24 protein-coding genes and 2 pseudogenes are annotated in these 24200 nt (G+C 70.5%); 24 read left to right on the top strand and 2 right to left on the bottom strand.

The window, feature by feature from the left end:
- Positions 1-71 precede the first annotated feature (71 nt).
- Together OQ968_RS22470 and mtr are read left to right on the top strand one after the other, a co-directional pair.
- Positions 72-1097 (top strand): alpha/beta hydrolase, encoded by a 1026-nt coding sequence (locus OQ968_RS22470; RefSeq protein WP_324681592.1) that lies wholly within the window; start codon positions 72-74, stop codon positions 1095-1097.
- Between the two features lie 4 nt (positions 1098-1101).
- Entirely contained in the window at positions 1102-2481 is a 1380-nt protein-coding gene (gene mtr, locus OQ968_RS22465; RefSeq protein ID WP_324681590.1) for a mycothione reductase, read from the top strand.
- On the opposite strand, the gene OQ968_RS22460 is transcribed toward mtr, so the two are convergent.
- Entirely contained in the window at positions 2464-2970 is a 507-nt protein-coding gene (locus tag OQ968_RS22460; protein ID WP_324681589.1) for a Fur family transcriptional regulator, read from the bottom strand. The genes mtr and OQ968_RS22460 overlap by 18 nt on opposite strands.
- 38 nt (positions 2971-3008) lie before the next feature.
- Between OQ968_RS22460 and OQ968_RS22455 the strand changes: the two are divergent.
- The 19 genes and pseudogenes from OQ968_RS22455 to OQ968_RS22370 all read left to right on the top strand — a co-directional run bounded on the left by OQ968_RS22455 (position 3009) and on the right by OQ968_RS22370 (position 19979).
- Positions 3009-4200: pseudogene (locus tag OQ968_RS22455) on the top strand (HoxN/HupN/NixA family nickel/cobalt transporter).
- A complete protein-coding gene (locus tag OQ968_RS22450) occupies positions 4193-4528 on the top strand; it encodes a hydrogenase maturation nickel metallochaperone HypA (protein WP_324681587.1) in 336 nt (111 codons plus the stop codon). Before OQ968_RS22455 ends, OQ968_RS22450 begins: the two are co-directional and overlap by 8 nt.
- 29 nt (positions 4529-4557) lie before the next feature.
- Entirely contained in the window at positions 4558-5313 is a 756-nt protein-coding gene (hypB, locus tag OQ968_RS22445) for a hydrogenase nickel incorporation protein HypB (RefSeq protein ID WP_324681585.1), read from the top strand.
- A 297-nt stretch (positions 5314-5610) separates the two neighbouring features.
- The gene (locus tag OQ968_RS22440) at positions 5611-6666 is read left to right on the top strand and encodes a hydrogenase expression protein HypE (RefSeq protein WP_324681583.1); all 1056 of its coding nucleotides are present in this window, start codon (positions 5611-5613) and stop codon (positions 6664-6666) included.
- Positions 6667-6717: 51 nt separating this feature from the next.
- Positions 6718-8517: a nickel-dependent hydrogenase large subunit gene (locus tag OQ968_RS22435; protein WP_324681581.1), complete on the top strand. Its 1800-nt coding sequence runs from the start codon at positions 6718-6720 to the stop codon at positions 8515-8517.
- Between the two features lie 3 nt (positions 8518-8520).
- The gene (locus OQ968_RS22430; RefSeq protein WP_324681579.1) at positions 8521-9426 is read left to right on the top strand and encodes a NifU family protein; all 906 of its coding nucleotides are present in this window, start codon (positions 8521-8523) and stop codon (positions 9424-9426) included.
- Entirely contained in the window at positions 9423-10058 is a 636-nt protein-coding gene (locus tag OQ968_RS22425) for a DUF5947 family protein (RefSeq protein ID WP_324681577.1), read from the top strand. Before OQ968_RS22430 ends, OQ968_RS22425 begins: the two co-directional genes overlap by 4 nt.
- The gene (locus tag OQ968_RS22420; protein WP_324681575.1) at positions 10055-10696 is read left to right on the top strand and encodes a DUF6084 family protein; all 642 of its coding nucleotides are present in this window, start codon (positions 10055-10057) and stop codon (positions 10694-10696) included. Before OQ968_RS22425 ends, OQ968_RS22420 begins: the two co-directional genes overlap by 4 nt.
- Positions 10693-12057, top strand: coding sequence for a hypothetical protein (locus OQ968_RS22415; protein ID WP_324681573.1), 1365 nt, complete (start codon positions 10693-10695; stop codon positions 12055-12057). Before OQ968_RS22420 ends, OQ968_RS22415 begins: the two co-directional genes overlap by 4 nt.
- The gene (locus tag OQ968_RS24940) at positions 12045-12164 is read left to right on the top strand and encodes a DUF6893 family small protein (protein WP_420715985.1); all 120 of its coding nucleotides are present in this window, start codon (positions 12045-12047) and stop codon (positions 12162-12164) included. Before OQ968_RS22415 ends, OQ968_RS24940 begins: the two co-directional genes overlap by 13 nt.
- A gap of 13 nt (positions 12165-12177) precedes the next feature.
- A complete protein-coding gene (locus OQ968_RS22410) occupies positions 12178-12672 on the top strand; it encodes a hydrogenase maturation protease (protein ID WP_324681570.1) in 495 nt (164 codons plus the stop codon).
- Positions 12673-12677: 5 nt separating this feature from the next.
- A complete protein-coding gene (locus OQ968_RS22405; RefSeq protein WP_324681568.1) occupies positions 12678-12914 on the top strand; it encodes a HypC/HybG/HupF family hydrogenase formation chaperone in 237 nt (78 codons plus the stop codon).
- 1 nt (position 12915) lies between these two features.
- A complete protein-coding gene (gene hypF / locus OQ968_RS22400; RefSeq protein WP_324681566.1) occupies positions 12916-15264 on the top strand; it encodes a carbamoyltransferase HypF in 2349 nt (782 codons plus the stop codon).
- Positions 15261-16013, top strand: coding sequence for a HypC/HybG/HupF family hydrogenase formation chaperone (locus OQ968_RS22395; protein ID WP_324681564.1), 753 nt, complete (start codon positions 15261-15263; stop codon positions 16011-16013). The genes hypF and OQ968_RS22395 overlap by 4 nt, the downstream gene beginning before the upstream one ends.
- Before the next feature lie 24 nt (positions 16014-16037).
- Positions 16038-16703 (top strand): SIS domain-containing protein, encoded by a 666-nt coding sequence (locus tag OQ968_RS22390; RefSeq protein WP_324681562.1) that lies wholly within the window; start codon positions 16038-16040, stop codon positions 16701-16703.
- Positions 16700-17812: a hydrogenase expression/formation protein HypE gene (gene hypE, locus OQ968_RS22385; RefSeq protein WP_324681560.1), complete on the top strand. Its 1113-nt coding sequence runs from the start codon at positions 16700-16702 to the stop codon at positions 17810-17812. The genes OQ968_RS22390 and hypE overlap by 4 nt, the downstream gene beginning before the upstream one ends.
- A gap of 11 nt (positions 17813-17823) precedes the next feature.
- Positions 17824-18096, top strand: a complete 273-nt coding sequence (locus OQ968_RS22380) for a HypC/HybG/HupF family hydrogenase formation chaperone (RefSeq protein ID WP_324681559.1) — start codon at positions 17824-17826, stop codon at positions 18094-18096.
- 9 nt (positions 18097-18105) lie between these two features.
- Complete coding sequence (gene hypD / locus OQ968_RS22375; RefSeq protein WP_324681557.1) at positions 18106-19236, top strand: hydrogenase formation protein HypD; 1131 nt, start codon at positions 18106-18108, stop codon at positions 19234-19236.
- Positions 19233-19979: a DUF6390 family protein gene (locus OQ968_RS22370; RefSeq protein WP_324681555.1), complete on the top strand. Its 747-nt coding sequence runs from the start codon at positions 19233-19235 to the stop codon at positions 19977-19979. The genes hypD and OQ968_RS22370 overlap by 4 nt, the downstream gene beginning before the upstream one ends.
- A 4-nt stretch (positions 19980-19983) precedes the next feature.
- On the opposite strand, the pseudogene OQ968_RS22365 reads toward OQ968_RS22370, so the two are convergent.
- Positions 19984-21466 (bottom strand): annotated as a pseudogene (locus OQ968_RS22365) (HNH endonuclease signature motif containing protein).
- A gap of 53 nt (positions 21467-21519) precedes the next feature.
- On the opposite strand from OQ968_RS22365, the gene OQ968_RS22360 reads away from it, so the two are divergent.
- From OQ968_RS22360 to OQ968_RS22350, 3 genes are all read left to right on the top strand, one after another.
- Positions 21520-22638 carry an alkaline phosphatase family protein gene (locus OQ968_RS22360; RefSeq protein WP_324681553.1) on the top strand — a complete coding sequence of 373 codons (1119 nt, stop codon included), beginning with the start codon at positions 21520-21522 and terminating at the stop codon, positions 22636-22638.
- A gap of 50 nt (positions 22639-22688) precedes the next feature.
- The gene (locus OQ968_RS22355) at positions 22689-23126 is read left to right on the top strand and encodes a hypothetical protein (RefSeq protein WP_324681551.1); all 438 of its coding nucleotides are present in this window, start codon (positions 22689-22691) and stop codon (positions 23124-23126) included.
- A gap of 124 nt (positions 23127-23250) precedes the next feature.
- A complete protein-coding gene (locus OQ968_RS22350) occupies positions 23251-24180 on the top strand; it encodes a PPE family protein (protein WP_324681549.1) in 930 nt (309 codons plus the stop codon).
- Positions 24181-24200 lie beyond the last annotated feature (20 nt).

The following is a 24200-nucleotide window of genomic DNA, read 5'->3' as shown; positions in this document are numbered from 1 at the left end:
TTATCCCGGTGCCATCCGGGCGCCGGCGGCGTGCGGCCCACCGTCACCAGCAAAACCTTTAAGCTGGCCTGGTGACTGGCTGGGTCGCCGATGTCCTGCCCGGGTATTGGCAGCGCACGCTCCCGCTGGGGCGCGATCCCGCCGGCGAGGGCGACATCGTCGCCACCCTGATCCGGCGCGGGCCCGAGGCCGAGGCCCGCCGTGCCGACCACGCGGTGCTCGCGGTGCACGGCTACACCGACTACTTCTTCCAGACCGCGCTGGCCGATCACTTCGCCGAGCGGGGCTTCGCCTTCTACGCGCTGGACCTGCAGAAGTGCGGCCGCTCCCGGCGCGACGGCCAGACCCCGCACTTCATCACCGACCTGGCCGACTACGACACCGAACTCGAACAGGCGCTGGCCCTCATCAGCGAGCGGCACCGGCGGGTCCTGGTGTACGGCCACTCCTCCGGCGGGCTCGTCGCGGCGCTGTGGCTGGACCGGATGCGCCGGCGCGGCGCGCCGGCGCACGCCGGCATCGGCGGCCTGGTGCACGGATTGGTTCTCAATAGCCCGTTTCTGGACCTGCACGGCCCGGCGGTGCTGCGGCTGTTCGCCACCACGGCGCTGATCGCCGGCCTGTCGAAGGTGCGCTCCAAGGGTGTGGTCCGCGCACCCACCGAGGGCGGCTACGGCACCACCCTGCACCGCGACTACTCCGGCGAGTTCGACTACAACCTGCAGTGGAAACCGTTGGGCGGCTTCCCGATCACGCTCGGCTGGCTGCACGCCATCCGCCGCGGCCAGGCCCGGCTGCACCGCGGGCTCGACGTCGGCGTGCCCAACCTGATCCTGAGGTCGGATCACAGCGTGCGCGAGAGCGACGACCCGGAGTCCATGCAGCGCGGCGACGCGGTTCTCGACGTCAACCAGATCGCCCGATGGGCGGGCTGCATCGGCAACCGCAGCACCATCGTTCCGGTGCCCGACGCCAAACACGACGTGTTCTTGTCGCTGCCCGAGCCGCGTCGGTTCGCCTACCGGCAACTGGACCTGTGGCTGGATCGCTACCTCGACATAAACACCGACGCACCGACACCGACCGGGAAAGGGTGACGCCGTGGAGACCTATGACATCGCGATCATCGGAACGGGTTCGGGCAACAGCATTCTCGGCGAGCGCTACGCCGGCAAGCGGGCGGCGATCTGCGAGCAGGGCACCTTCGGCGGCACCTGCCTGAACGTCGGGTGCATCCCGACGAAGATGTTCGTCTACGCCGCCGGGGTCGCCGACTCGATCCGGGATGCCGCGCGGTACGGCGTCGACGCCCACATCGACCGGGTGCGGTGGGACGACATCGTCTCGCGCGTCTTCGGGCGGATCGATCCGATCGCGATCAGCGGCGAGGACTATCGGCGCAGCGCACCCAACGTCGACGTGTACGACCAGCACACCCGGTTCGGGCCGGTGCAGCCCGACGGGCGCTATCTGTTGCGCACGGATGCCGGCGAGGAGTTCGCCGCCGACCAGGTGGTGATCGCGGCGGGCTCGCGGCCGGTGGTTCCGCCCGCGATCCTCGCGTCCGGTGTCGCCTACCACACCAGCGACACCGTGATGCGGATCCCCGAGCTGCCCGAGCACATCGTGATCGTCGGAAGTGGCTATGTGGCAGCCGAATTCGCACACATCTTCTCCGCCCTCGGCGCGCGGGTGACCCTGGTGATCCGGGGCGGCTGCATGTTGAGGCATTGCGACGACACGATCTGCGAGCGTTTCACCCGCATCGCGTCGAGCAAGTGGGAGCTGCGCACCCACCGCAACGTCGTGAACGGTTCCAACCGCGGCTCCGGCATAGCGCTGGAGCTCGACGACGGCTCCAAGCTGGACGCCGACCTGCTGCTGGTGGCGACGGGCCGGCTGTCGAACGCCGATCTGCTGGACGCCGGCCAGGCCGGCGTCGAGGTCGAGAACGGCCGGGTGGTGGTCGACGAATACCAACGCACCTCCGCGCGTGGGGTTTTCGCGCTGGGCGACGTTTCGTCCCCGTATCAGCTCAAGCACGTCGCCAACCACGAGGCCCGCGTCGTGCAGCGCAACCTGCTCTGCGACTGGGACGACACCGAGTCGATGGCGGTGACCGACCACCGCTTCGTGCCGTCGGCGGTGTTCACCGACCCGCAGCTGGCGACCGTCGGGCTCACCGAAAACCAGGCCGTCGCACGGGGATTCGATGTGTCGGTCGCGGTGCAGAGCTACGGCGGCGTCGCCTACGGCTGGGCGATGGAGGACGACACCGGAATCGTCAAGCTCATCGCCGAGCGCAACAGCGGCTGCCTGCTGGGCGCCCACATCATGGGCCACCAGGCGTCGTCGATCATCCAGCCGCTGATCCAGGCGATGAGCTTCGGCCTGACCGCCCCGGAGATGGCGCGCGGCCAGTACTGGATCCATCCGGCGCTGCCCGAGGTGGTGGAGAACGCGCTACTGAGCCTGTGCTGAGCGCCGGGCCGGTCGCGCCCGGCGCTCGCCGCCCTGGCACCGCGGGCACAGGCCGCGCAGCGTCAGGCCGGCCCGCTCCGACAGCGCGAAGGAACTGCCCGCCATCGCGTGCTCGAGCGCCGAGCTGAGCTGGCGGGCCGGCACCTCGATGATCGAGCCGCATTGCGTGCACACCGCGTGGTGGTGCGGGGCGGTCGCCAGGCCGTAGGTGGTGACCCCGCCGTCGAGGGTCAGCGCGTGCAGCACCCCCTGCCCAACCAGCGTGGTCACGGTGCGGTAGATGGTCGCCACGTCGGGCGGCTGGGCGCCGGGCGGCAGGCAGGCGCGCACCCGCCGGTGGATCTCGGCCACCGGCAGGTGCCCGTTGACCGGCTCGAGCACCGCCAGCACCTGGATCCGCGACGCCATCCGCCGCAGCCCGCGGGCGCGCAGGAACTCACCGATCCGTTCGATGACCGCGGGGTCCAGCGCCGACGGCTTGGGCGTCACCCGTTCAGTGTCGCGCCCGGCACCGCCGATTGCCAGAGCTGTCCTGCAAGTCGCTTGCATGCAGCTCCGCAGGAAACCTACAGTCGTCCCAGTTGCGTTCCGTCCCGCGGAAGGACCGGCATGGCATTCGGTGCGCCCGGGTGGCGCGGCGCCCTGTCCCCCGCGGAGTGGTGGCGCCTGGGATCGATGCTGGCGGTGATCGCGGCCCTGCACTTGGTGGGCTGGGCCACGTTGGTGTTCGTCGCCGATCCGGCGCGACTCAGCCTGGGCGGCAAGGCATTCGGCATCGGCGTCGGGCTCACCGCCTACACCCTGGGCATGCGGCACGCCTTCGACGCCGACCACATCGCCGCCATCGACAACACCACCCGCAAGCTGATGAACGAGGGCCGGCGCCCCCTTGCGGTGGGATTCTTCTTCTCGCTGGGCCACTCCACGGTGGTGTTCCTGCTGGCGCTGCTGCTGGCGACCGGCATCAAGGCCGTCGCCGGGCCGGTCGAGGACGATTCGTCGGCGCTGCATCGCTACACGGCCGTGATCGGCGCCGGCGTCTCCGGGGTGTTCCTGTACCTGATCGCCGCGCTGAACGTCGTCGTCCTGGTCGGCATCCTGCGGATGTTCGTGCGGTTGCGCCGCGGCGCCTACGACCCGGACACCGACGGGGCCGAGCTGGAACAGCATCTGGACAACCGCGGCCTGGTCAACCGGCTGCTCGGCCGCTTCACCAGATCGGTGACCGCGTCCTGGCACATGTACCCGGTCGGGCTGCTGTTCGGGCTGGGTTTCGACACCGCCACCGAGATCGCCCTGCTGGTGCTGGCCGGCACCAGCGCGGCGGCCGGGCTGCCGTGGTACGCCATCCTGTGCCTGCCCGTGTTGTTCACCGCCGGCATGTGCCTGCTGGACACCGCCGACGGGTCGTTCATGAACTTCGCCTATGGCTGGGCCCTGTCCAACCCGGTGCGCAAGATCTACTACAACATCACCATCACCGCGCTGTCGGTGGCCGTCGCCCTGGTGATCGGCAGCGTCGAGCTGCTGGGCCTGTTCGCCGGCCAGTTCGGCTGGCGGGGCGCGTTCTGGAACTGGGTCGACGGCCTCGACCTCAACGCGGTCGGCTACATCGTGGTCGGCGCGTTCGCGGCCACCTGGGCCGTCGCCGTGCTCGTCTGGCGCTACGGCCGCATCGAGGAGAGATGGGCTTCCCCGCCGGTGACCGGCGATGCATGAGCTGTCGCTGTGCGAGGCGATCGCCGGCGTGGTCAAGACCCACGCCGGGGGCCGGCACGTCGACGTGGTGCGGGTGCGGATCGGGGCGCTGCGCCAGGTGGTTCCGGAATCGCTGTCGTTCTGCTGGACCCTCGTCCGGGAGAGCGAGAACATGCCCGACGCCGAGCTGGAACTCGAGTGCGTCACCGCCGAGGTGCGCTGCCGCGCGTGCGGCGAGCGGTCGGATATCACGTCGGCGTGGTCGATCTGGTGCCCGCGCTGCGACAGCCCCGACGTCGAGGTGCTGCGCGGCGACGAATTCCTGGTGACGTCGCTGGACGTGTCGTGACGCCACCCGCCCGGGACTAGGATTCGGCCATGGGCCGATTCCATCGGCACGACGACGGGACCGTGCACACGCACGAGCACGACCACGGCGATCACTCCGGCTACGAGACGGGCCGGCAACGCATCGACGTGCTGGAGTCGATCTTCGCCGAAAACGACATCCTCGCCGGCGCGAACCGGTCCGCGTTCGAGAGCAACGGGATCCGCGCCCTGAACCTGATGAGCTCACCGGGTTCGGGCAAGACCACGGTGCTGCAGGCGACCCTGGACGAGCTGGCCGGTGAGTTCGCGATCGGCGTGATCGAGGGCGACATCGCCACCGACCTGGATGCGGCCAAGCTCAGCGGCCGCGGCGCCCAGGTGTCACTGCTCAACACCAGCAACGGGTTTGGCGGCGAATGCCACCTCGACGCGCCCATGGTCAGCCGGGCGCTGCCGGGCCTCGACCTGCCCGCGCTGGACCTGGTGATCATCGAGAACGTCGGCAACCTGGTCTGCCCGGCCGAATTCGACGTCGGCGAGCACGCCAAGGCGATGGTGTACTCCGTCACCGAGGGCGAGGACAAGCCGCTGAAGTACCCGGTGATGTTTCGGTCCGTGGATGTCGTGCTGCTCAACAAGATTGACCTGGTGCCCCACCTCGACGCCGACGTGGACACCTACATCGCGCACGTCCGCGAGGTCAACGCGGAGGCCACCATCCTCCCGGTCAGCGCCCGCACCGGGGCCGGCATGGGGGCCTGGTTCGGCTGGTTGCGCCGGTTCGCCCGGGACGCCGACGACTGACGCGGCACGGCCCATTTGCCTCCTGCAAATGACTTGCATGACAACGTGAACCGCCGCCCCCGACCGGCCCGGTTGGCGCCCCGGCGAACGGGGCCCGCGCGTCACCGAAAACCCTTGTCCCCCAACGGTGATTGGCCCGTCGGGCAAACCCATAGAATACCTGTGTATTAAGCCGCCACCGGCGACCCGTTGACAACGCCTGATGGCGGGGGTAGACCCAAAAACAGCGCTGCGCAAGTGGGCCGATGGTCGACTCCGGCGGCGCAGGGGCTTCAGCCCGCCCCGGAAAGCTGCGGCATGCCCACAGAAGCAGCAGTCAAAGCAGAAGAAACATTGATCCATGTTCTATGGATAAACGCGGGCCTCAGTTGCGACGGTGATTCGGTGGCGTTGACTGCCGCCACCCAACCCAGCGTCGAGGAGATCGCGCTCGGCGCCCTCCCCGGACTCCCGAAAGTCGCCGTGCACTGGCCCCTGATCGATTTCGAGTGCGGACCCACCGGCGGCGCCGACGACTTCCTCGCGTGGTTCTTCAAGGCCGACCGCGGCGAGCTGGAACCGTTCGTGCTCGTGGTCGAGGGGTCCATCCCCAACGAGAAGATCAAGGACGAGGGGTACTGGTGCGGGTTCGGCAACGATCCGGCCACCGGGCAACCGATGACCACCAGCGAGTGGCTCGACCGGTTGACGCCCAAGGCCACCGCGGTCGTCGCGGTGGGGACCTGCGCGACCTACGGCGGCATCCACGCGATGGCCGGCAACCCGACCGGGGCGATGGGGGTGCCCGACTACCTCGGCTGGGACTGGAAGAGCAAGGCCGGCATCCCGATCGTCTGCGTGCCCGGCTGCCCGATCCAGCCGGACAACCTGGCGGAGACGCTGACCTACCTGCTCTACATGGCCACCGGCCAGGCGCCGATGATCCCGCTGGACGACGCGCTGCGCCCCAAGTGGTTGTTCGGCGCCACCGTGCACGAGGGTTGTGACCGGGCCGGCTACTACGAGCAGGGCGATTTCGCCACCGAGTACGGGTCGCCGAAATGCATTGTCAAGCTTGGATGTTGGGGCCCGGTCGTGAAGTGCAACGTGCCCAAGCGGGGCTGGATCAACGGCGTCGGCGGTTGCCCGAACGTCGGCGGCATCTGCATCGGCTGCACGATGCCCGGCTTCCCGGACAAGTTCATGCCGTTCATGGACGAGCCGCCGGGCGGCAAGGTCTCCACCACCGCGTCGGGCCTGTACGGCAGCGTGATCCGCAGCCTGCGCGGCATCACCGAGCGCACCGTCGACAAGGAGCCGCGCTGGCGCCACGGCGGCGACCAGCTCACCACCGGAGCCCGCAGAACCTGGTGAGAACCTGGTAGGTCGCGGCACCAATTTTCCACTCAACACGGAGAGACTTCGATGACAACGATCATCCCCGAGCCGTCACATGCCACCCGCGAACCCGGCCAGCTGGTCGAGATGGCGTGGGATCCCATCACCCGGATCGTGGGCAGCCTCGGCATCTACACCAAGATCGACTTCGAGAACAAAGAGGTCGTCGAGTGCCACAGCACGTCGTCGATCTTCCGCGGCTACTCGATCTTCATGAAGGGCAAGGATCCTCGCGACGCCCACTTCATCACCAGCCGCATCTGCGGGATCTGCGGCGACAACCACGCGACGTGTTCCTGCTACACGCAGAACATGGCCTACGGGGTGCAGCCGCCGCACCTGGGCGAGTGGATCGTCAACCTCGGCGAGGCCGCGGAATACATGTTCGACCACAACATCTTCCAGGAGAACCTGGTCGGCGTGGACTTCTGCGAGAAGATGGTCTCCGAGACCAACCCCAGCGTGCTGTCCCAGGCGGAGAAGACGGCGGCGCCGCACGCCGACGCGCACGGGTATCGGACGATCGCCGACATCATGCGCTCGCTCAACCCGTTCAGCGGCGAGTTCTACCGGGAGGCGCTGCAGGTCAGCCGCTGGACGCGAGAGATGTTCTGCCTCATGGAGGGTCGCCACGTGCACCCCTCCACGCTGTACCCCGGCGGGGTGGGCACCGTGGCGACCGTGCAGCTGATGACCGACTACATGACCCGGCTGATGCGCTATGTCGAGTTCATGAAGAAGGTCGTGCCGATGCACGACGACCTGTTCGACTTCTTCTACGACGCGCTGCCCGGCTACGAGAAGGTCGGCCTGCGCCGCACCCTGCTCGGCTGCTGGGGCTCCTTCCAGGACCCCGAGGTGTGCAACTTCGCGTACAAGGACATGGAGCGCTGGGGCAACGCGATGTTCGTCACCCCCGGCGTGGTGGTCGACGGGAAGCTGGTCACCCACTCGCTGGTGGACATCAACCTCGGCATCCGGATCCTGTTGGGCAGTTCGTATTACGACGACTGGACCGACCAGGAGATGTTCGTCAAGACCGACCCGCTGGGCAACGCGGTGGACCGGCGGCACCCGTGGAACCAGCACACCAACCCGCATCCGGCCAAGCGGGACATGGACGGCGGCCAGTACAGCTGGGTGATGTCGCCGCGCTGGTTCGACGGCAAGGACCACCTGGCCCTGGACACCGGCGGCGGCCCGCTGGCCAGGCTGTGGGCGACGGCGCTGGCCGGCCTGGTCGACATCGGCTACGTCAAGGCGACCGGTTCGAGCGTGCAGATCAACCTGCCCAAGACCGCCCTGAAGGGGCCGGTGGAACTGGAGTGGAAGATCCCCCGGCACGGCAGCAACACGATCGAACGCGACCGCGCCCGCACCTACTTCCAGGCCTACGCGGCGGCGTGCGCGCTGCACTTCGCGGAGAAGGCGCTGGCGGAGATCCGCGCCGGGCGCACCAAGACGTGGGAGCGCTTCGAGGTGCCCGACGAGGCCATCGGCTGCGGCTTCACCGAGGCGGTCCGCGGCGTGCTGAGTCACCACATGGTGATCCGGGACGGCAAGATCGCCAACTACCACCCGTACCCGCCCACACCGTGGAATGCCAACCCGCGCGACAGCTTTGGCACGCCGGGCCCCTACGAGGACGCGGTACAGGGTCAGCCGATCTTCGAGGAGAACTCGCGGGAGCACTTCAAGGGCATCGACATCATGCGCACGGTGCGCAGCTTCGACCCGTGCCTGCCCTGCGGCGTGCACATGTACCTCGGCAAGGGCAAGACCCTGGAGAGACTGCACACGCCCACCCAGTCGCCCGCCGGGGAGTGAAGCATGCAGGATCGCCCGGACCAACCCGCGGGAACGCCGGAATCAGACGCGCAGTGGCGCACGGCGGGCGATCGGATCCAGACGCTGCTGGATTCCTGCGCGGCGAGCGGGCCGGGCGCCTATGAACGCGCCCAGGAACTGGTCCGCGAGGTGGTCGGGCTTTACGGGGCCGGGCTGGAGCGGATCGTGCGGCTGGCCGGGGACGCCGGACTGCTGGAGCGGCTGGCCGCCGACGACCTGGTGGCCAGCCTGCTGCTGGTGCACGGCCTGCACCCGCACGACGTGCGCCGGCGGGTGTCCGACGCGCTGGACCGGGTGCGCCCCTACCTGGGCTCTCACGGCGGCGACGTCGACCTGCTCGACGTCGCCGACGGCACGGTGCGGCTGGCGTTCACGGGCAGCTGCCGGAGTTGTGCGTCCTCGGCGGTGACGCTGGAGCTCGCCGTGCAGGACGCGATCCGGGCGGCGGCCCCGGAGATCACCTTGATCGAGGCGGTCACCGCCGAAGCCGCGGCCGAGCCGGCCGTCATCCCCGCCGAATCGCTTCTGGCACACATGCATTCGAACGGCTCGACGTGGCATCCGGTGCCCGAACTGGCCGAGTTGGAGCCCGGCGAGGTTGCGGGATTCCGCATCTCGGGCACCGCGCTGCTGGTGTGCAGGGTGGGCGACCTGCCGCTGGCCTACCGCGACCATTGCCCGGTGTGCGACGACTCGCTGGCGGGCGCGCAACTGCGCGAGACGCTGCTGGGCTGCCCGCGCTGCGACACGCAGTTCGACGTCGTGCACGCGGGCGCCGGCCCGAACGGAACCCACCTCGAGCCGCTGCCCCTGCTGCTGCGCGACGGGGTGCCGTCGGTGGCCCTGGCCGACTCGATGGAGGCCGAACCGATGGGGGCCGACGCGTGACGACCCCGTACGACGTGCTGACGCGGATCAGGAGCAACCGGCGGGCCCCCGAGCCGGCCGGCGAACGCTGCGAGATGTGCTCCGAGTCGATCGCCGACGAGCATCAGCACGTGGTGAATGTGGCGGAGCGCCAGCTGATGTGCGTGTGCCGCGCCTGCTATCTGCTGTTCACCGACGCCCAGGCCGAGCTGCGCTACCGGGCGGTGCCCGACCGCTACCTGGCGCTCAACTTCGCGCTGGACCGCCGCGCGTGGGAGGCGCTGCAGATCCCGGTCGGCGTGGCCTTCTTCTTCACCAACTCCGCGCTCGGGCGCACGGTGGCCTTCTACCCCGGCCCGGCCGGGGCGACCGAGTCCGAGCTGGACTCGGCAGCCCTACAAGACGCCTGGAACGCCCTCGGCGCCGCCGATTCGGGCCCACCGGCCGACGACGTCGAGGCGCTGCTGGTCCGCGTGCCGGACGACGAAAACGCGCCGCCGCAAGCCTATCTCGTCCCGATCGACGCGTGCTACGAGTTCGTCGGGCGCCTGCGCACGCTGTGGCGGGGGTTCGACGGCGGCGGTGAGGCCCGGCGGTTCATCGACGACTTCTTCGCGCAGATCGCGGAACGCGCCCGGGAGATGCCCCGATGACGGGCGTGAGCTTCGCGGTCACAGACATCGCGCCTGAACCGTACACCGTCGCACCGGTGCTGACCGCCCGCGTCGCCATCGCCGCCGGCACCGACGACCCCATCCACGCCATCGCGCTGCGCTGCCAGGTCCGGATCGAGCCGCTGCGGCGGTCCTACTCCGACGCCGAGGCGCCCGGCCTGCTCGACCTGTTCGGTCCCCGGGAACGGTGGGCGCACACCCAGCGCACCTTCCTGTGGCAGCACTGCACCGCGATGGTGCCGGGTTTCGCCGGAAGCACGACCGTGACGCTCCCGCTGGACTGCACCTACGACTTCGAGGTCGCCGCCGCCAAGTACCTGCACGCGCTGCGCGACGGCGCGATTCCCCTCCAATTCCTGTTCAGCGGGACCATTTTCGTCAACTCCGGGCGCGGGTTCTCGGTGCAGCAGGTGCCGTGGGACTGCGAGTCCCGCTATGACATGCCGGTCGTGGTCTGGCGGAATCTGATCGCGCAACACTTCCCGAACACCGGCTGGGTGCGGCTGAGTCACGAGACCGTCGCCGCCCTGGCCGCCTACAAGTCGGCGCAAGGGCTGCTCGACCTGGACCACGCGGTAACCTCGCTGCTGGACGCCGAGCGGGAGGCGGCGCGATGACGTCGAAGACTTCTTCCAAGAGCTGGGAGCGCGCTCGCGCCGTCGCCGACGCGGTGCTGTACGAGGGCTACCTGCTCTACCCGTATCGCGGAACCTCAAGCAAGAACCAATCGCGTTGGCAGTTCGGTGTTTTGGGCCCGCCCGGCGCGGCCGGCAGCGGACTGGGCGAGGACGACACCCTGGCTGCGCAGTTCCTGGTCGACGGGGCCCGGGCGATCACGCTGGTGGTGCGGTTCCTGCAGCTGCAGCGCCGCCGGGCCGAGCACGCGCGCCCCGACCGTCAAGGATTCGAGCCCGTCGACGAGCTGACCACCCGGTCCGGATCCTGGCTGACGTGGGACGAAGCCGTCGAGTGCGAAAGGTCCTTCGGCCCTATCACACTCGACGGTCAGCCGTGCACGCTGCCAGTGGCGGCGGACGCGGCAACCGACATCGAGCCCGTCGACGGCGGCCGCCTGGTTCGCGAGCGGCGGGAGGTGCGGGGCGTGCTGACCATCTCCAGCGAGCCGTGCGGCAGCCTGCGCCGGGTCTCGGTGCGGCTGCGCAACGTCGGATCCGCCGCAACCGACAAGGACGACGCGATCGCGCGGTCGATGATCGGAACTCACATCATCGCCGAAGCCGTTGGCGGTCAGTTCGTCTCGCTACTCGAGCCGCCACCCGGCGCGGCCGACGCCGCCGCCGCGTGTACCCGGCATCGCTGCTTCCCGGTGCTCGCCGGCCCGCCCGGCGCCCGGGACGTGCTGCTCGTCACGCCGATCATCCTGTACGACCACCCCGAGGTCGCCGAGCAGAGCGACACCGCGCTGTACGACTGCACCGAGATCGACGAGATCCTGACCCTGCGCGTGATGACGATGACCGACGAGGAGAAGGCGCAGGCCCGGGCCACCGACCCGCTCGCTGCGCGGATCATCGACCGGTGCGACGCCATGTCGCCCGACGCGATGGCCCGCCTGCACGGCGTGCTGCGCGATCCGCACGGGCGTGCGGCTTCCGCGGGGCAGATCCCCCAGATTCCCGAGGGTGTCGACTGGTGGAACCCGTTGGCCGACAACGCCGTTCGCCCCGAAATCGACGCCGTGCTGGTGAACGGGATCCCAGTGGCGCGGGGCAGCCGGGTGAGGTTGCGGCCCCGGCCCGGCGGCGACGCGCAGGACATGTTCGTCGCCGGCAAGACCGCCCGGGTCACCTCCGTGCACGAGGACGTCGCGGGCAACAAGCACGTCGGGGTCGTCGTCGACGACGACCCGGCCGCCGACCTGCACGACTGGTACGGCCGGTACCTGTACTTCTCCCCTGACGAGGTCGAGCCGTTGGCGGACAAGCAAAGCGAAGGGAGTTCGGCATGGAAATCCTAGGGTGGATATTCGTCGCGATCATCGCCCTGGTGGTCGGGATCGGGCTGGTGCTCGGGCTGCTGTCCCTGCCCGATGCCCGCCGCTATCTCAGGCTGAGGCGGATGTAGCCGGGACGGGCGTATGACAGCGCGAATTCTGGTGGCCGGCATCGGCAACATCTTCCTGGGGGACGACGGATTCGGCTCGGAAGTGGTCCGCAGCGCCGAGCTATCACCGGACGATCCTTGTGTCCGCGTCACCGACTACGGCATCAGCGGCATGCACCTCGCCTACGACCTCCTCGAGGAGTGGGACACGCTGGTCCTCGTCGACGCGGTGCCCAACCGGGGCAGCCCGGGCACGCTGCACGTGTTCCAGGCCGACCACGCAACGGACGTCGCACCGGGGGTGGACGGCCACGGCATGGATCCGGCCGCGGTGTTCGCCAGCCTGCGGGCGCTGGGCGGCAGACCGCCGTATACGGTTGTCGTCGGCTGCGAGGCCGGAAGCGTCGAGGAGGGCATCGGCCTCACCGAGCCCGTCGCCAACGCCGTACCCCGGGCCGCGCGCGCCGTCCGCGAGATCGTCGCGGCGCTGCGAACCCCCGCCCACGCCGCGGTGCCAGAGGAGGCTTGAGAGCCATGTGCCTGGGTATCCCCGGCCGGGTGATCCGGATGCTGGACGGTTACGAGGGGCAGCTGGCGCTGGTCGACGTCACCGGCGAGCAGCGCAAGGTCAACGTCGGCATGCTGCCCGAGGAGACGTTCGCGCCCGGCGACTGGGTGATCATCCACATGGGCTTCGTCGTCGAGAAGACGCACCGGGCCGGGGCCGAGGAGGCGATGGCCGGGTTGCGGCTGATGGGCCGGGGCGGTTGAGATGACCGACGCGCCAGTGCTGCTCAGGTCCGACCAGGTTCGGCGGCGCTACGCCGTGTCCGGCGTCGTCCAGGGGGTGGGCTTCCGCCCGTTCGTCCACCGCATCGCCACCGAGCTGGGGCTGACCGGGTTCGTCGGAAACGATTCGGGCGCAGTGTTTCTCGAGGTGCAGGGCGAATCCGCGCGCCTGGACGAATTCGCCCGGCGGCTGCGCGCCGAGGCGCCGCCGCTGGCGCGCATCGCCGCCGTGTCGGCCACGGACGTGGCGGCCACCGGCGCCCCGGGCGGGTTCCGGATCGTGGCCAGCCGAACGGTCACCGGCGCCACGACACCGATCCCGCCCGACATCGCGGTCTGCGACGACTGCGTCGCCGAACTGTTCGACCCGCGCGACCGGCGCTACCGTCATCCCTTCGTCACCTGCACCAACTGCGGGCCACGCTTCACGATCATCCGCGAGCTGCCATACGACCGCCCGGCCACCACCATGTCGGCGTTCGCCATGTGCGGGCGGTGCGCCGCCGAATACCACGACCCGGCCGATCGCCGATTCCACGCCCAGCCGATCGCGTGCCCCGATTGCGGGCCGTCCCTGTGGTTCGCGGCGCCGGCCGGGCGGGTGGACGGCTCGGACGCCGCGCTGGCGGCCACCCAGCGGGCGCTGGCGGCGGGCGCGGTGGTCGCCGTCAAGGGCATCGGCGGCTACCACCTGGCCTGCGCCGCGCACGACGAGGCCGCCGTCGGCGCGCTGCGGGCGCGAAAGGCCCGGGGCGCCAAGCCCTTCGCCATGCTGGTCCGCGACCTGGACGTCGCGCGCCGCTTCGCCCACATCGACGACGCCGAGGCCGCGGTGCTGTCGGGTCCCGCCCGCCCGATCGTGCTGCTGCGACGGCGCCCTGGCGCGCCGGTCGCCGACGCCGTCGCGCCCGGCAACCCGCTGCTCGGCCTGATGCTGCCCTACTCCCCGATCCATCACCTGCTGCTGGCGCCGGTGCCCGGCGGCCCCGAGCGGGTGCCCGACTGCCTGGTGCTGACCAGCGCCAACCGATCCGACGAACCCATCTGCTTCGCCGACGACGATGCGGCGCAACGGCTTCCGGGGCTGTGCGACGCGGTGCTCGACCACGACCGGCCCATCCACGTGCCGTGTGACGACTCGGTGGTGCGTGTCGTGGACGGCTCCGAGCTGCCGATCCGCCGGTCGCGCGGCTACGCGCCGCTGCCGGTCGACATCGGCCGCGGGCTCAATAGCGGGGGCCCGACGGTGCTGGCGGTGGGCGGCGAGTTGAAGAACACCTTCTGCCTCACCGACGGCCCGCGCGCCTACCTGTCCGGGCACATCGGCGACATGGCCACGTGGGAGACGCTGCGCGCGTTCGAGCGCGCGGTGGGTCAGCTCGGCGAGATCCGCGGCGAGCCAACGCGGCTGGCCGCCGACCTGCATCCGGGCTATCACACCCGGGCCTGGGCGGAGCGCCACGCCGGCGACCGACCGCTGGACCTGGTCCAGCACCACCACGCGCACGTGGTGTCGCTGCTGGCCGAGCACGGGCGGCTCGGCGAGCCGATCGTCGGGGTCGCGTTCGACGGCACCGGCTACGGCAGCGACAAAACGATTTGGGGCGGCGAGATTCTCACGCTGGGCGCCGACAACCACCGCTTCGCGCGGGTCGGGCACCTGCGGGCGGTGCCCCTGCCCGGCGGCGACGCCGCGGCGCGCAATCCGTGGCGGATGGCGCTGTCCCAGTTGTGGATCGCCGACATCGGCTGGGCCCCGGACCTGGCGCCGGTCACCGCGGCGACACCCGACGAATTGCGCCTGGTGCGTTCGCAATTGGAGAGCGGCACCGGATGCGTGCCGTGCTCGAGCGTGGGGCGGCTGTTCGACGCGGTCGCCTCGCTGCTCGGGGTGCGGCACCGGATCGACTACGAGGGGCAGGCCGCCATCGAGCTCGAGGCGCTGGCCCAGACGGCCTTCGACGCGGCGTCGCCGTCGCTGCCGCTAACAGTGCGGGCCGACGGCGTGATCGACCCGGCCACCATGGTGCGAGCCCTGGTGTCGGGTCTGCGCGCCGGCACCCCGCCCGCGGTGCTGGCGGCCGCATTCCACCACTCGGTCGCCGACGCCGTCGTCAGGGTGGTCGCCCAGGTGGCCGGCGGCGTGCGGCTGGTCGGGCTCACCGGCGGGGTGTTCCAGAACGTGCTGCTGCTGCGCGCGGGCCGTGAAGGGTTGCGGCGGGCGGGATTCGAGGTGCTGACGCATCACACCGTCCCGCCCAACGACGGCGGGCTGGCCCTGGGCCAGGCCGCGATATCGATGCTGACAGCGCTCGAGGAGGCTGACGCATGACGGTGTCCGAATCCACCGGTCTGGATCGCGGGCTGGACGCCGGGCTGGCCGAGGACTTGGCGGCCACCGCGTTCACGCTCGCCAAGCGGTTCGCCGCAGGAGCGACCATGTGGTCGATCGCGCCGTCGTGGGAACCGCACGCGCTGCACATCGCGGTCGAGTTCGTCCACCCGGTGATCATGGGGAAGCGGGCGCTGCCCGCGGTGGCGCTGACCGGGCCCGACCTGGTCGACGTGGTGCGGGTGTCGGTGCGGCCCGGCGACATCGTGGTCGCGGTTGCCGGTGCGGACGACGCGCAGGTGCGCTCGGTGATGCGTCGCGGCCCGGCGTGGGGTGCCACCACGATCTGGATCGGCAGCGGCGAACGACCGAAAGCCGGTGCGGCCGACCATGTGCTGTGGCTCGACGACCCCGACCCGCGGGTGCCGGCCATCGGCGGCTTCGTGCTGTTCTATCACCTGCTATGGGAGCTGACCCACGTGTGCTTCGAACACTCCGGGCTGCTCAAGCCCGAACGTGACGACGACACGTGCGTCACGTGCGGCGACGAGGGGCGGCTGGGCGAGGTGGTCAGCGCGTCAAGCGGACAAGCGCAGGTGCGCACCGCGCGGGGCATCGAGAACGTGGTGACCACGCTGATCGACCCCGTCGCCGCCGGCGAACTGGTGCTGGTGCACGCCGGCACGGCGATCAGCCGCGTCGGCGACGAAGACGCCGGCATGGCCGGGGTTGAGGAGCGGCGCAAATGAGCAAGTGGATGAGGAGCAAGACCTTTGAGTGACGAACCCACCAACTTCCTCTACCCGTTCATCGACGCCGAGGAGGATGACGCCGGGTCGCTGCTGGCCGACCTGGCCGCATCGGCGCAGGCGAAGGCCGCCGAGAGTTTGGCGCTGCGGCGCTCGACGCTGGAGGCCAACGCGGACCAGCTGGAAGCCGCCGCCACCGAGATGGCCAGCCGCTTCGCCGCGGGTGGGCGGATGTTCGCCTTCGGAAACGGCGGCAGCTGCACCGATTCCACCACCCTGGCGCGACTGTTCGCCCGGCCGCCGATCGGCACGCCCCTGCCGGCGTGGTCGTTGACGGCCGATCAGGCGATCCTGACCGCCCTGGGCAACGACGTCGGCTTCGAGCTGGTGTTCACGCGCCAGCTGATCGCCCGCGCGAAGGCCGGCGACATCGCCATCGCGATGTCGACCAGCGGCAATTCGCCCAACCTGCTCAGCGCGCTGGCCGAGGCGCGCCAGCGCGGCCTGTACACCGTCGGCTTCGCCGGCTACGACGGCGGCGCGTTCGTGAACAACCCAAATGTGGATGCCTGCTTCGTCGTTCGTTCGCAGAGCGTGCATCGCATCCAGGAATCACAGGCGCTGCTGGGCTATCGGCTCTGGGCGGCAGTCCACGACCGGTGCGGCGATGAAGGCCTGGGGGCCGCATGAACAGGCCGGCGGGCGAATACCTTTCGTCGGGACCACGGTTCGCCGAGGGCGAGGTGATCGAGCGGATCGAGTCGTTCCGCAAGCGTCGTCCCCGCCTGCTCGACGACCACGTGACGCTGGCGCACGGCGCGGGCGGAAAGGCCTCGGCCGCGATCCTCGACGCGGTGTTCATGGAGGCCTTTCGCAACCCGGCGCTGGAGTCGCTCGGTGACGGCGCGGTCCTGACGCTGCCCAGCGGTGAGCGACTCGCGATGTCCACCGACTCGTTCGTGGTGGCGCCCAGGCGTTTTCCCGGCGGGTCCGTCGGCGAACTCGCCATCAACGGCACCTGCAACGACCTGGCGATGGCCGGTGCGGTGCCGGCGTGGATCTCGGCGGCGTTCGTCCTCGAAGAGGGCTTTCCGATCGCCGAGCTGAAGGAGATCGTCGCCGACATGGCCGCCGCGGCCGCCAGAGCCGGCGTGCACGTCGTCACCGGCGACACCAAGGTGGTGCCCAGGGGCGCCGCCGACGGGCTGTTCGTCACCACCGCGGGGGCTGGCGTCGTTCCCGCCGGGCGCGCGCTGTCGCCCGCGTCGGTGCGGGCCGGCGACAAGGTGTTGCTGTCGGGGTCGATGGGCGATCACGGCATGGCGGTCATGCTCGCCCGCGGCGACCTGGCCATCGAGGCCGACATCCGCTCCGACACCGCGTGCCTGAGCCCGCTGGTCGAGCTGCTCATGGCGGCCGCGCCAGGCACCCGCTGGCTGCGCGACGCGACCCGGGGCGGGGTGGGCACCGTCTCCAACGAGCTGGCCCAGGCCTGCGGCCTGGGGGTGCTGCTCGAAGAGGAGCGATTGCCGGTGCAGCCCATGGTGGATGGCGCCTGCGAGCTGCTCGGCATCGATCCGCTCTACGTCGCCAACGAGGGCAAGTTCGTCGCCGTCGTCGCCCCCGAGGAGGCCGAGGCCGGGCTGGCCGCGTTGCGGTCGCATCCGCTGGGCGAGCAGGCGGCCGAGGTCGGGGAGATCGTCACCGAACCGGCGCAGAGCGTGGTGCTGCGCACCGGCTTCGGCGGCTCGCGGATCGTCGACATGCTCGTCGGGGACCCGTTGCCACGGATCTGCTAGGAGGTAAGCGGATGTGTCTCGGGATTCCGGGCCGGATCGTCGAAATCACCGATCCGGCAAACTATTTGGCGAGGGTGGACGTCAGCGGCGTGCAGCGCACGATCAGCGTGCGGCTGCTCGAGGACGACATGCCCGAACCCGACGACTGGGTGCTGATCCACGTCGGCTTCGCGATGGCCAAGATCGACGAGACCGAGGCGTTGCTCACCCTAGCCGCGATCAAGCAGCTCGGCGAGGCCTACACCACCGAGATGCAAGCCTTCGACTCGTCGGCCATCGGTTAAGGAGCGGTGATGAAATTCGTTGACGAGTTCCGCGATCCGGCCGCCGCCCGCAAGCTGCTGGCCGCCATAGATCACCTGGCGGGCATGGGCCCCGACCACTTCAAGTTCATGGAGGTGTGCGGCGGGCACACCCACACCATCTACCGGCACGGCATCGAACACCTGCTGCCCGACAACGTCGAGCTGGTGCACGGTCCCGGCTGCCCGGTCTGCGTGATTCCCATGGGCCGCATCGACGACGCGATGTGGCTGGCCGGCCGGCCCGGGGTGATCTTCACCTGCTTCGGCGACATGATGCGGGTGCCCGGCTCGGCCGGCAGCCTGCTGGACGCCAAGGCGCGCGGCGCCGACGTGCGGTTCGTCTACTCCCCGTTGGACGCGCTGAAGTTGGCGGTCGACAACCCGGACAAGCAGGTGGTGTTCTTCGCCATCGGATTCGAGACCACCGCGCCCTCGACCGCGGTCACGCTGGTGCGCGCCCGGGACCTGGGCCTGCCCAATTTCAGCGTGTTCTGCAACCACGTCACGATCGTGCCGCCCATCAAGGCGATCCTGGAGTCCCCGGATCTGCGGCTGTCCGGGTTCATCGGCCCCGGGCACGTGTCGACCGTGGTCGGCAACCGGCCGTACCGGTTCGTGCCCGAGGTGTACGGAAAGCCTTTGGTGGTAGCCGGTTTCGAGCCGCTGGACATCCTGGCCGCGGTCGCGATGCTGCTGCGCCAGATCCGCGAGGGCCGCTGCGAGGTGGAGAACCAGTACAAGCGGGTGGTGCCCGAGCGCGGCAACCCGGCGGCGCTGGCGCTGATGGGCAAGGTGTTCGCGCTGCGTCCGCACTTCGAGTGGCGCGGGCTGGGTTTCATCTCGCAGAGCGCGCTGCGGCTGCACGACGACTTCGCGGAGTTCGACGCCGAGCTGCGCTTCGCGATGCCCGGCGTGCGGGTCGCCGACCCCAAGGCGTGCCAGTGCGGCGAGGTGCTCAAGGGTGTGCTCAAGCCTTGGGAATGCAAGGTTTTCGGCACCGCGTGCACCCCCGAGACCCCGATCGGGACGTGCATGGTGTCCCCCGAGGGGGCGTGCGCGGCCTACTACAACTTCGGCCGCATGCACCGCGATGCCGTCAAAGTGGTGACCCGCACTTGACCGACACCCGGGGCTTACAACAGGGCGTCGAGATGTTCGCCCGCTACGCCTACGCCCCCAATGCGCTGGGGTATTGCGGTCCCCCGCTCGGCCTGACGTTGCGCGACGGCTCGGTCGCCGAGGTGCGCGCCGCGGCGGCGAAGTTCTCCGGCGCCTGGCCCTATTTGCGAGTGCTGTCCGTGCTGACCGGCATCGCCGACCCGCTGGATCGTCGGCTCGTCGAATCGTATTGGCTCGGCGGCGGTCTCGGAGCCGGCATCGACCCGCACGAGTTCTTCGACGCGCTGCTGGCCATCATCGGCCCGCAGGCCGGCCGCTACTGGTCGCACCTCACCGCCGCCCTGGCGCACGAGGCGGCAGCCAACCACTGCTTCCACGTGTTCGGGATCTATCCGTGGACGCGGTTTCTGGGTCGGGGTCTGGATGAGCATCCGCTGGGCGTGCTGGACAATTGCCGGATCACTTGGGGCACAGTCGTTTCCCGCGCCGGCGATCGTGTCGAGATCAGCTGCCGGCGGCTCGCTTGGGACGGCCGGACGCTGGCGCTGGCGGAGCCCTCGGTGCGCCCGCTCGACGTGTGGGCCGACGGGTACAGCGCGGTGCCCGACGTGGCCGTCGGCGAGCAGGTCGCGGTGCACTGGGGCCGGCTGTGCGGCCGGCTGCGACCCGAGCAGGTTCGCGCGCTGGCCGACAGCACCGAGCGCCAGCTGCGGGTGACGAGCCAACGGCTCGCGCACGTTTAGCCGGTCAGAAGGGCGGCGGGTCGGGGTCCGATGGCGGGTGTTGTACGCCTTGGGCGGCAACGACGGCGGCCCGGCGGGCTTGACGGGTTCGGCGGTTGTGGTTGCGTTCGGTGGCGATGCGGTAGGCGCGGTCTTGGGCGCGGGTGCGGCGTCGTTTGGGCATCATCGCGGTGCGCTCGGCGCAGTAATCGACGGCCGGGTCGGCCTCGGTGGCCGGGACCCCGCCGACCGAGCGGCACAAACTCGGGAACAGCAGCGCGCTGCCCGGGGTGGTGACATAGGTGTGCCCGGTCGGTGCGGTCAGGATCAGCGTGCCGTCGGGCAGTTGCCGTTCGGCCCAGCCCAGGAAGGTCTTCACCAAATGATGTGTGCGGCAATAACATTTGAGGTTGCTCGCGTGGGTGGGCCCGCCCTGGCTGTAGGGGATGGTGTGGTCGAGATCGCACCCGGCGGCCGGGGCATCACAGCCGGGCCAGCGACACGTCAGATCCCGACACCGCACAAAATCGGCCAACGCGGTCGACGGCACATACCCCGGTTCCGGGGGCGCGTCGCCGGGATGAACCAGCGGCACCAGCTTCGCCGACTTGGCCAACTCGGCCACGAGTTCGGGGGGGGATCAGCCCATCGGCGTTGAGTTCGGAGCCCGGGGCCGTGCCGGTGCCGTCGACGGTGGCTTGCTCGGCGATCACATGAATCGCCACCGCGCTGGCCGCCGGCCGCGCCCCGGCCGCACAATCAGCGCGCCCGCACCGACAGCCCAGCCGGTCGGCGCCGGCGGCCAGCGCGCCCAGCGCATCGGCGCGGCGCTGGGCGCGGGTCCGCCGATCGTGCTCACACACCGTGGCCGCCAACGCATCCAACCGCTGATCCAACGCGTGCGCGTCCGGGGCGAACAGGGTGCCGCTGATCTGCGAGAGCCCGTTTTGGACCCGATCACCAACCCAGACCTCGCGATCACGCTGGACCTCTCGGCGCCGGCGCACCGCATCGACATCGGCGCGGGCCACGACCCGATCCACCTGGGCGGCCAGCCGACCCTGCGTCATCGACGGCCAACGCGCCACATTGGCCGCCAGGGTGGCATCGACCGCCGCCAACACCGCCTCATCGGTGATCAAATCGGTGCGATACACCAGCGTCTGAAACATCCGATAGTCAATCTCGCCCGCCCGGAACACCTCGGCCACCATCGGGAGGCGCGCGCGCATGGCCAGCGCGTAACGCAGGTAGCTGCCCGCCAGGGCCAGGCTGACCCGAAACGCCGCGGCCACCTCGGCGCCCACCGCCGCCCAGGTATCCACCGCCCAATCGGCCGCCTCGCCGCGCTGGGCCCGGCGCAGCTCGAACAACTCGCCAATGGCATCCAACCGATCCGCGGCCGACCGCGCCTCGCAACGCCACGACGCGCACATCCGGTCCACCAGCGCACGCGACCGCTCGGTCCGCGGCGGATCCCAGTGCTCGTGAAGCCGAGTATCGAACATGCGTTCGAGACTAGCAGGATCCACCGACAAATGCTCGTGCCAGACTGGCGGTCATGCCCGGTTCCATCTGCGACATGCTGCCAGCCGCGGCCGCCCTGCTCGGGGTGCCCGGCGCGGTCGACGTCTTGGGTCTCACCGAGTCGGCCGGCACCGTCGACCGGGTCGCGGTCCTGCTGGTCGACGGCCTGGGCTGGCACCTGCTGCCGGAGCTGGCCGGCGACGCGCCGCTGCTCGCCTCGGTTGTCGCCGGTGACGCCGGGCGGCTGAGCCGGCTCGCGTGCACCTTCCCGTCGACCACGCCGAGCAGCCTGGTGTCGCTGGGCACCGGCGCCCGGCCGGGCGAGCACGGCATCCTGGGCTTCACGCTCAATGTTCCCGGCACCGATCGGGTGCTGCACCACATCAAGTGGCGCGACGACCCGCCCCACTCCGAATGGCAGCCGCTGCCGACCTGGTTCGAACGGCTGCACCGCGCCGGCGTCGATGCCCGCGCGGTGTTGCCCGCGCCGTTCCTGGGCAGTGGGCTGACCGACGCCGCGTATCGCGGCGCCCGGCTCCTCCCGTCGCACCCGTCCGACGACTATGCGCGGCTCCTGGGGGACGAGCTGGCGGCGGCACCCGGCCTGGTCTACGGCTACGCCGGCGACCTGGACACCGCCGCCCACGTGTTCGGCATCGGGTCGCCGCGCTGGCACGAGGCGGCGGCTGGTGTCGACGCGCTGCTGACCCGCCTGGTCGAGGCGCTGCCCCCGAACGCGGCGCTGCTGGTGACCGCCGACCACGGCGGCCTCAACGTCCCGCCGGAAGCGCGCGTCGACCTCGACACCGACCCGCGGCTGGGCGGCGGGGTCCGGCTGGTGGCCGGCGACCCGCGGGTGCGCTACCTGCACACCGAGCCCGGTGCGGCCGCGGACGTGCGGGCCGCCTGGAGCGAGGTGCTCGGCGACCGGGCCCGGGTCTACAGCCGCGAGCAGGCCGTGGCCACCGGCCTGTTCGGTCCCGTCGACCCCGCGAACCTGCCGCGGATCGGCGATGTCGTCGTCGTCTGCACCGGCGACGCGGCGGTGCTGGCAACCGGGCACGAGCCCGCCGAGACCGCTCGGCTCATCGGATTCCACGGCGCCGCAACCGACGCCGAAACGGCGATACCCCTGATCGTGTTCGAATCTTGACTCGGCGGCTCACCGGCTGCCGCCGGGGCTGCTGATAAAGTCGGGACACTGTGAGTTTCCGGGTTGCGGGCAAGCCTTCGCGGTGGTCGCGGCAGCGGCCGGCGATCGTCATCGTTGCTGCGCTGTCCCTGTTCGCCGCCGCGCTCGGATGCTCGGCCCTGCAGATCTCGGCGGACGCATCGGCACCGCCGTGCGTTTCCGTGTCGGTTTTCGACGCCGGCCCGGTGCATCACAAGGACGGCTCGGCGCTCGCGTGTCACTCCGACTTCGGCTCCACGCTGAACGATGACAAGGCGTTCAAGAGCGCCGGGCTGAAACGCGATCGGCCACCGACCTTTCCGCTGACCGTGCCACGATCGCTCTGGTCGACTCCGGCGGTGGCAGGTGGCGCCCGGTGGCAGCAGTGGGGCCACCCGAGCACCCGCGCCCCGGTGACTACCGTTGCGGGCCAAGGCCTTTTGACTCAACTCTGCGTCGCCCGCTGCTGATCGGCACGCGCCTGCTTGTTGTGCGCGGCCCATTTTCGCCTTCCTCCCCCAAGGAGCAACCCGTGTTTTTCAGTGACCCGACTCCGCATACTTTGCACACCCCCGCCGGCGCGGAGAAATAGCAATGGATTTCGGAACGCTACCGCCGGAAATCAACTCGAAACGAATGTATTTCGGCCCCGGCCCGGGGTCGTTGCTGGCCGCGGCCGCGGCCTGGGACAGGCTGGCCGACTCGCTGTCCGAGATGGCGACGAACGGCCGCGCGATGACCTCGGGGCTGGCGCACGGCTGGCGGGGCTCGGCGGCCACGGCTTACGGCGAATCCGCCGCGCCGTACCTGCGGTGGCTCGACGCCACCGCCGCGCAGGCTCAGCGCACGGCGGCGCAGGCCAGGGCCGCCGCCGAAGCGTACGAGTCCGCGTTCGCCGCGACCGTGCCACCGCAGGTGATCGCAAACAACCGCGCGCTGCGCCGCGCGCTGGCCGAGACCAATTTCTTGGGCCAGGCCAACCCGGCGATCGCGGCGGCCGAGGCCGACTACGAGAAGATGTGGGTCGCCGACGCCGCCGCCATGTATGCCTATGCCGACGCCGCGGCGGCCGCCTCGGCGATGCCGCAATTCGAGCCGCCACCGCCCGCCGCGCCAACCGGTGACGAACCGACGGCCGACGAGGAGGTCATATCGGCTGGCGCCCAACTGCTTTCGAGGGTGCCGCACGCCCTGAAACAGCTGTCCTGCGCGTCGCCGACGGGGTTCGACAGGGCCCTGCTGGCGATGTCGCCGGCGTTGGCGAGGCTCAGCTCGCTGAGGTTGGGGTTCGCCAGGGGCGCGAGCGTGCCCCTGGCCGTCGCCATAACGGGCGCGGCGAAGTCGGCCGCTCGCGGCACCGCGGTCAGCGCGGCCATCGGGCGCGGGAAGCCGATCGGCCGGCTGTCGGTTCCGCGGACCTGGGCGCCGGCGCCGCGGGCGAGCGCGTTCAGCACCGACTACCACAGCGCGGCCGCGGCCATCGGCCGCTGGGCGAGCGGTCAGGCCGGGCGCGACGCGCCGTAGCCGTGCTGACCTGCGGCGAT

It is taken from the genome of Mycobacterium sp. 663a-19, from assembly GCF_035616495.1.
GTDB lineage: Bacteria > Actinomycetota > Actinomycetes > Mycobacteriales > Mycobacteriaceae > Mycobacterium.
This window is presented reverse-complemented; position numbering and strand designations above follow the sequence as displayed.

Coding starts and splice junctions, on each gene's coding strand:
- OQ968_RS22450 (WP_324681587.1), top strand. CDS start 4,193: ATGCATGAGCTGTCGCTGTGCGAGGCGATCGCCGGCGTGGTCAAGACC.
- hypB (WP_324681585.1), top strand. CDS start 4,558: ATGGGCCGATTCCATCGGCACGACGACGGGACCGTGCACACGCACGAG.
- OQ968_RS22440 (WP_324681583.1), top strand. CDS start 5,611: ATGCCCACAGAAGCAGCAGTCAAAGCAGAAGAAACATTGATCCATGTT.
- OQ968_RS22435 (WP_324681581.1), top strand. CDS start 6,718: ATGACAACGATCATCCCCGAGCCGTCACATGCCACCCGCGAACCCGGC.
- OQ968_RS22430 (WP_324681579.1), top strand. CDS start 8,521: ATGCAGGATCGCCCGGACCAACCCGCGGGAACGCCGGAATCAGACGCG.
- OQ968_RS22420 (WP_324681575.1), top strand. CDS start 10,055: ATGACGGGCGTGAGCTTCGCGGTCACAGACATCGCGCCTGAACCGTAC.
- OQ968_RS22415 (WP_324681573.1), top strand. CDS start 10,693: ATGACGTCGAAGACTTCTTCCAAGAGCTGGGAGCGCGCTCGCGCCGTC.
- OQ968_RS24940 (WP_420715985.1), top strand. CDS start 12,045: ATGGAAATCCTAGGGTGGATATTCGTCGCGATCATCGCCCTGGTGGTC.
- OQ968_RS22410 (WP_324681570.1), top strand. CDS start 12,178: ATGACAGCGCGAATTCTGGTGGCCGGCATCGGCAACATCTTCCTGGGG.
- OQ968_RS22405 (WP_324681568.1), top strand. CDS start 12,678: ATGTGCCTGGGTATCCCCGGCCGGGTGATCCGGATGCTGGACGGTTAC.
- hypF (WP_324681566.1), top strand. CDS start 12,916: ATGACCGACGCGCCAGTGCTGCTCAGGTCCGACCAGGTTCGGCGGCGC.
- OQ968_RS22395 (WP_324681564.1), top strand. CDS start 15,261: ATGACGGTGTCCGAATCCACCGGTCTGGATCGCGGGCTGGACGCCGGG.
- hypE (WP_324681560.1), top strand. CDS start 16,700: ATGAACAGGCCGGCGGGCGAATACCTTTCGTCGGGACCACGGTTCGCC.
- OQ968_RS22380 (WP_324681559.1), top strand. CDS start 17,824: ATGTGTCTCGGGATTCCGGGCCGGATCGTCGAAATCACCGATCCGGCA.
- hypD (WP_324681557.1), top strand. CDS start 18,106: ATGAAATTCGTTGACGAGTTCCGCGATCCGGCCGCCGCCCGCAAGCTG.
- OQ968_RS22360 (WP_324681553.1), top strand. CDS start 21,520: ATGCCCGGTTCCATCTGCGACATGCTGCCAGCCGCGGCCGCCCTGCTC.
- OQ968_RS22350 (WP_324681549.1), top strand. CDS start 23,251: ATGGATTTCGGAACGCTACCGCCGGAAATCAACTCGAAACGAATGTAT.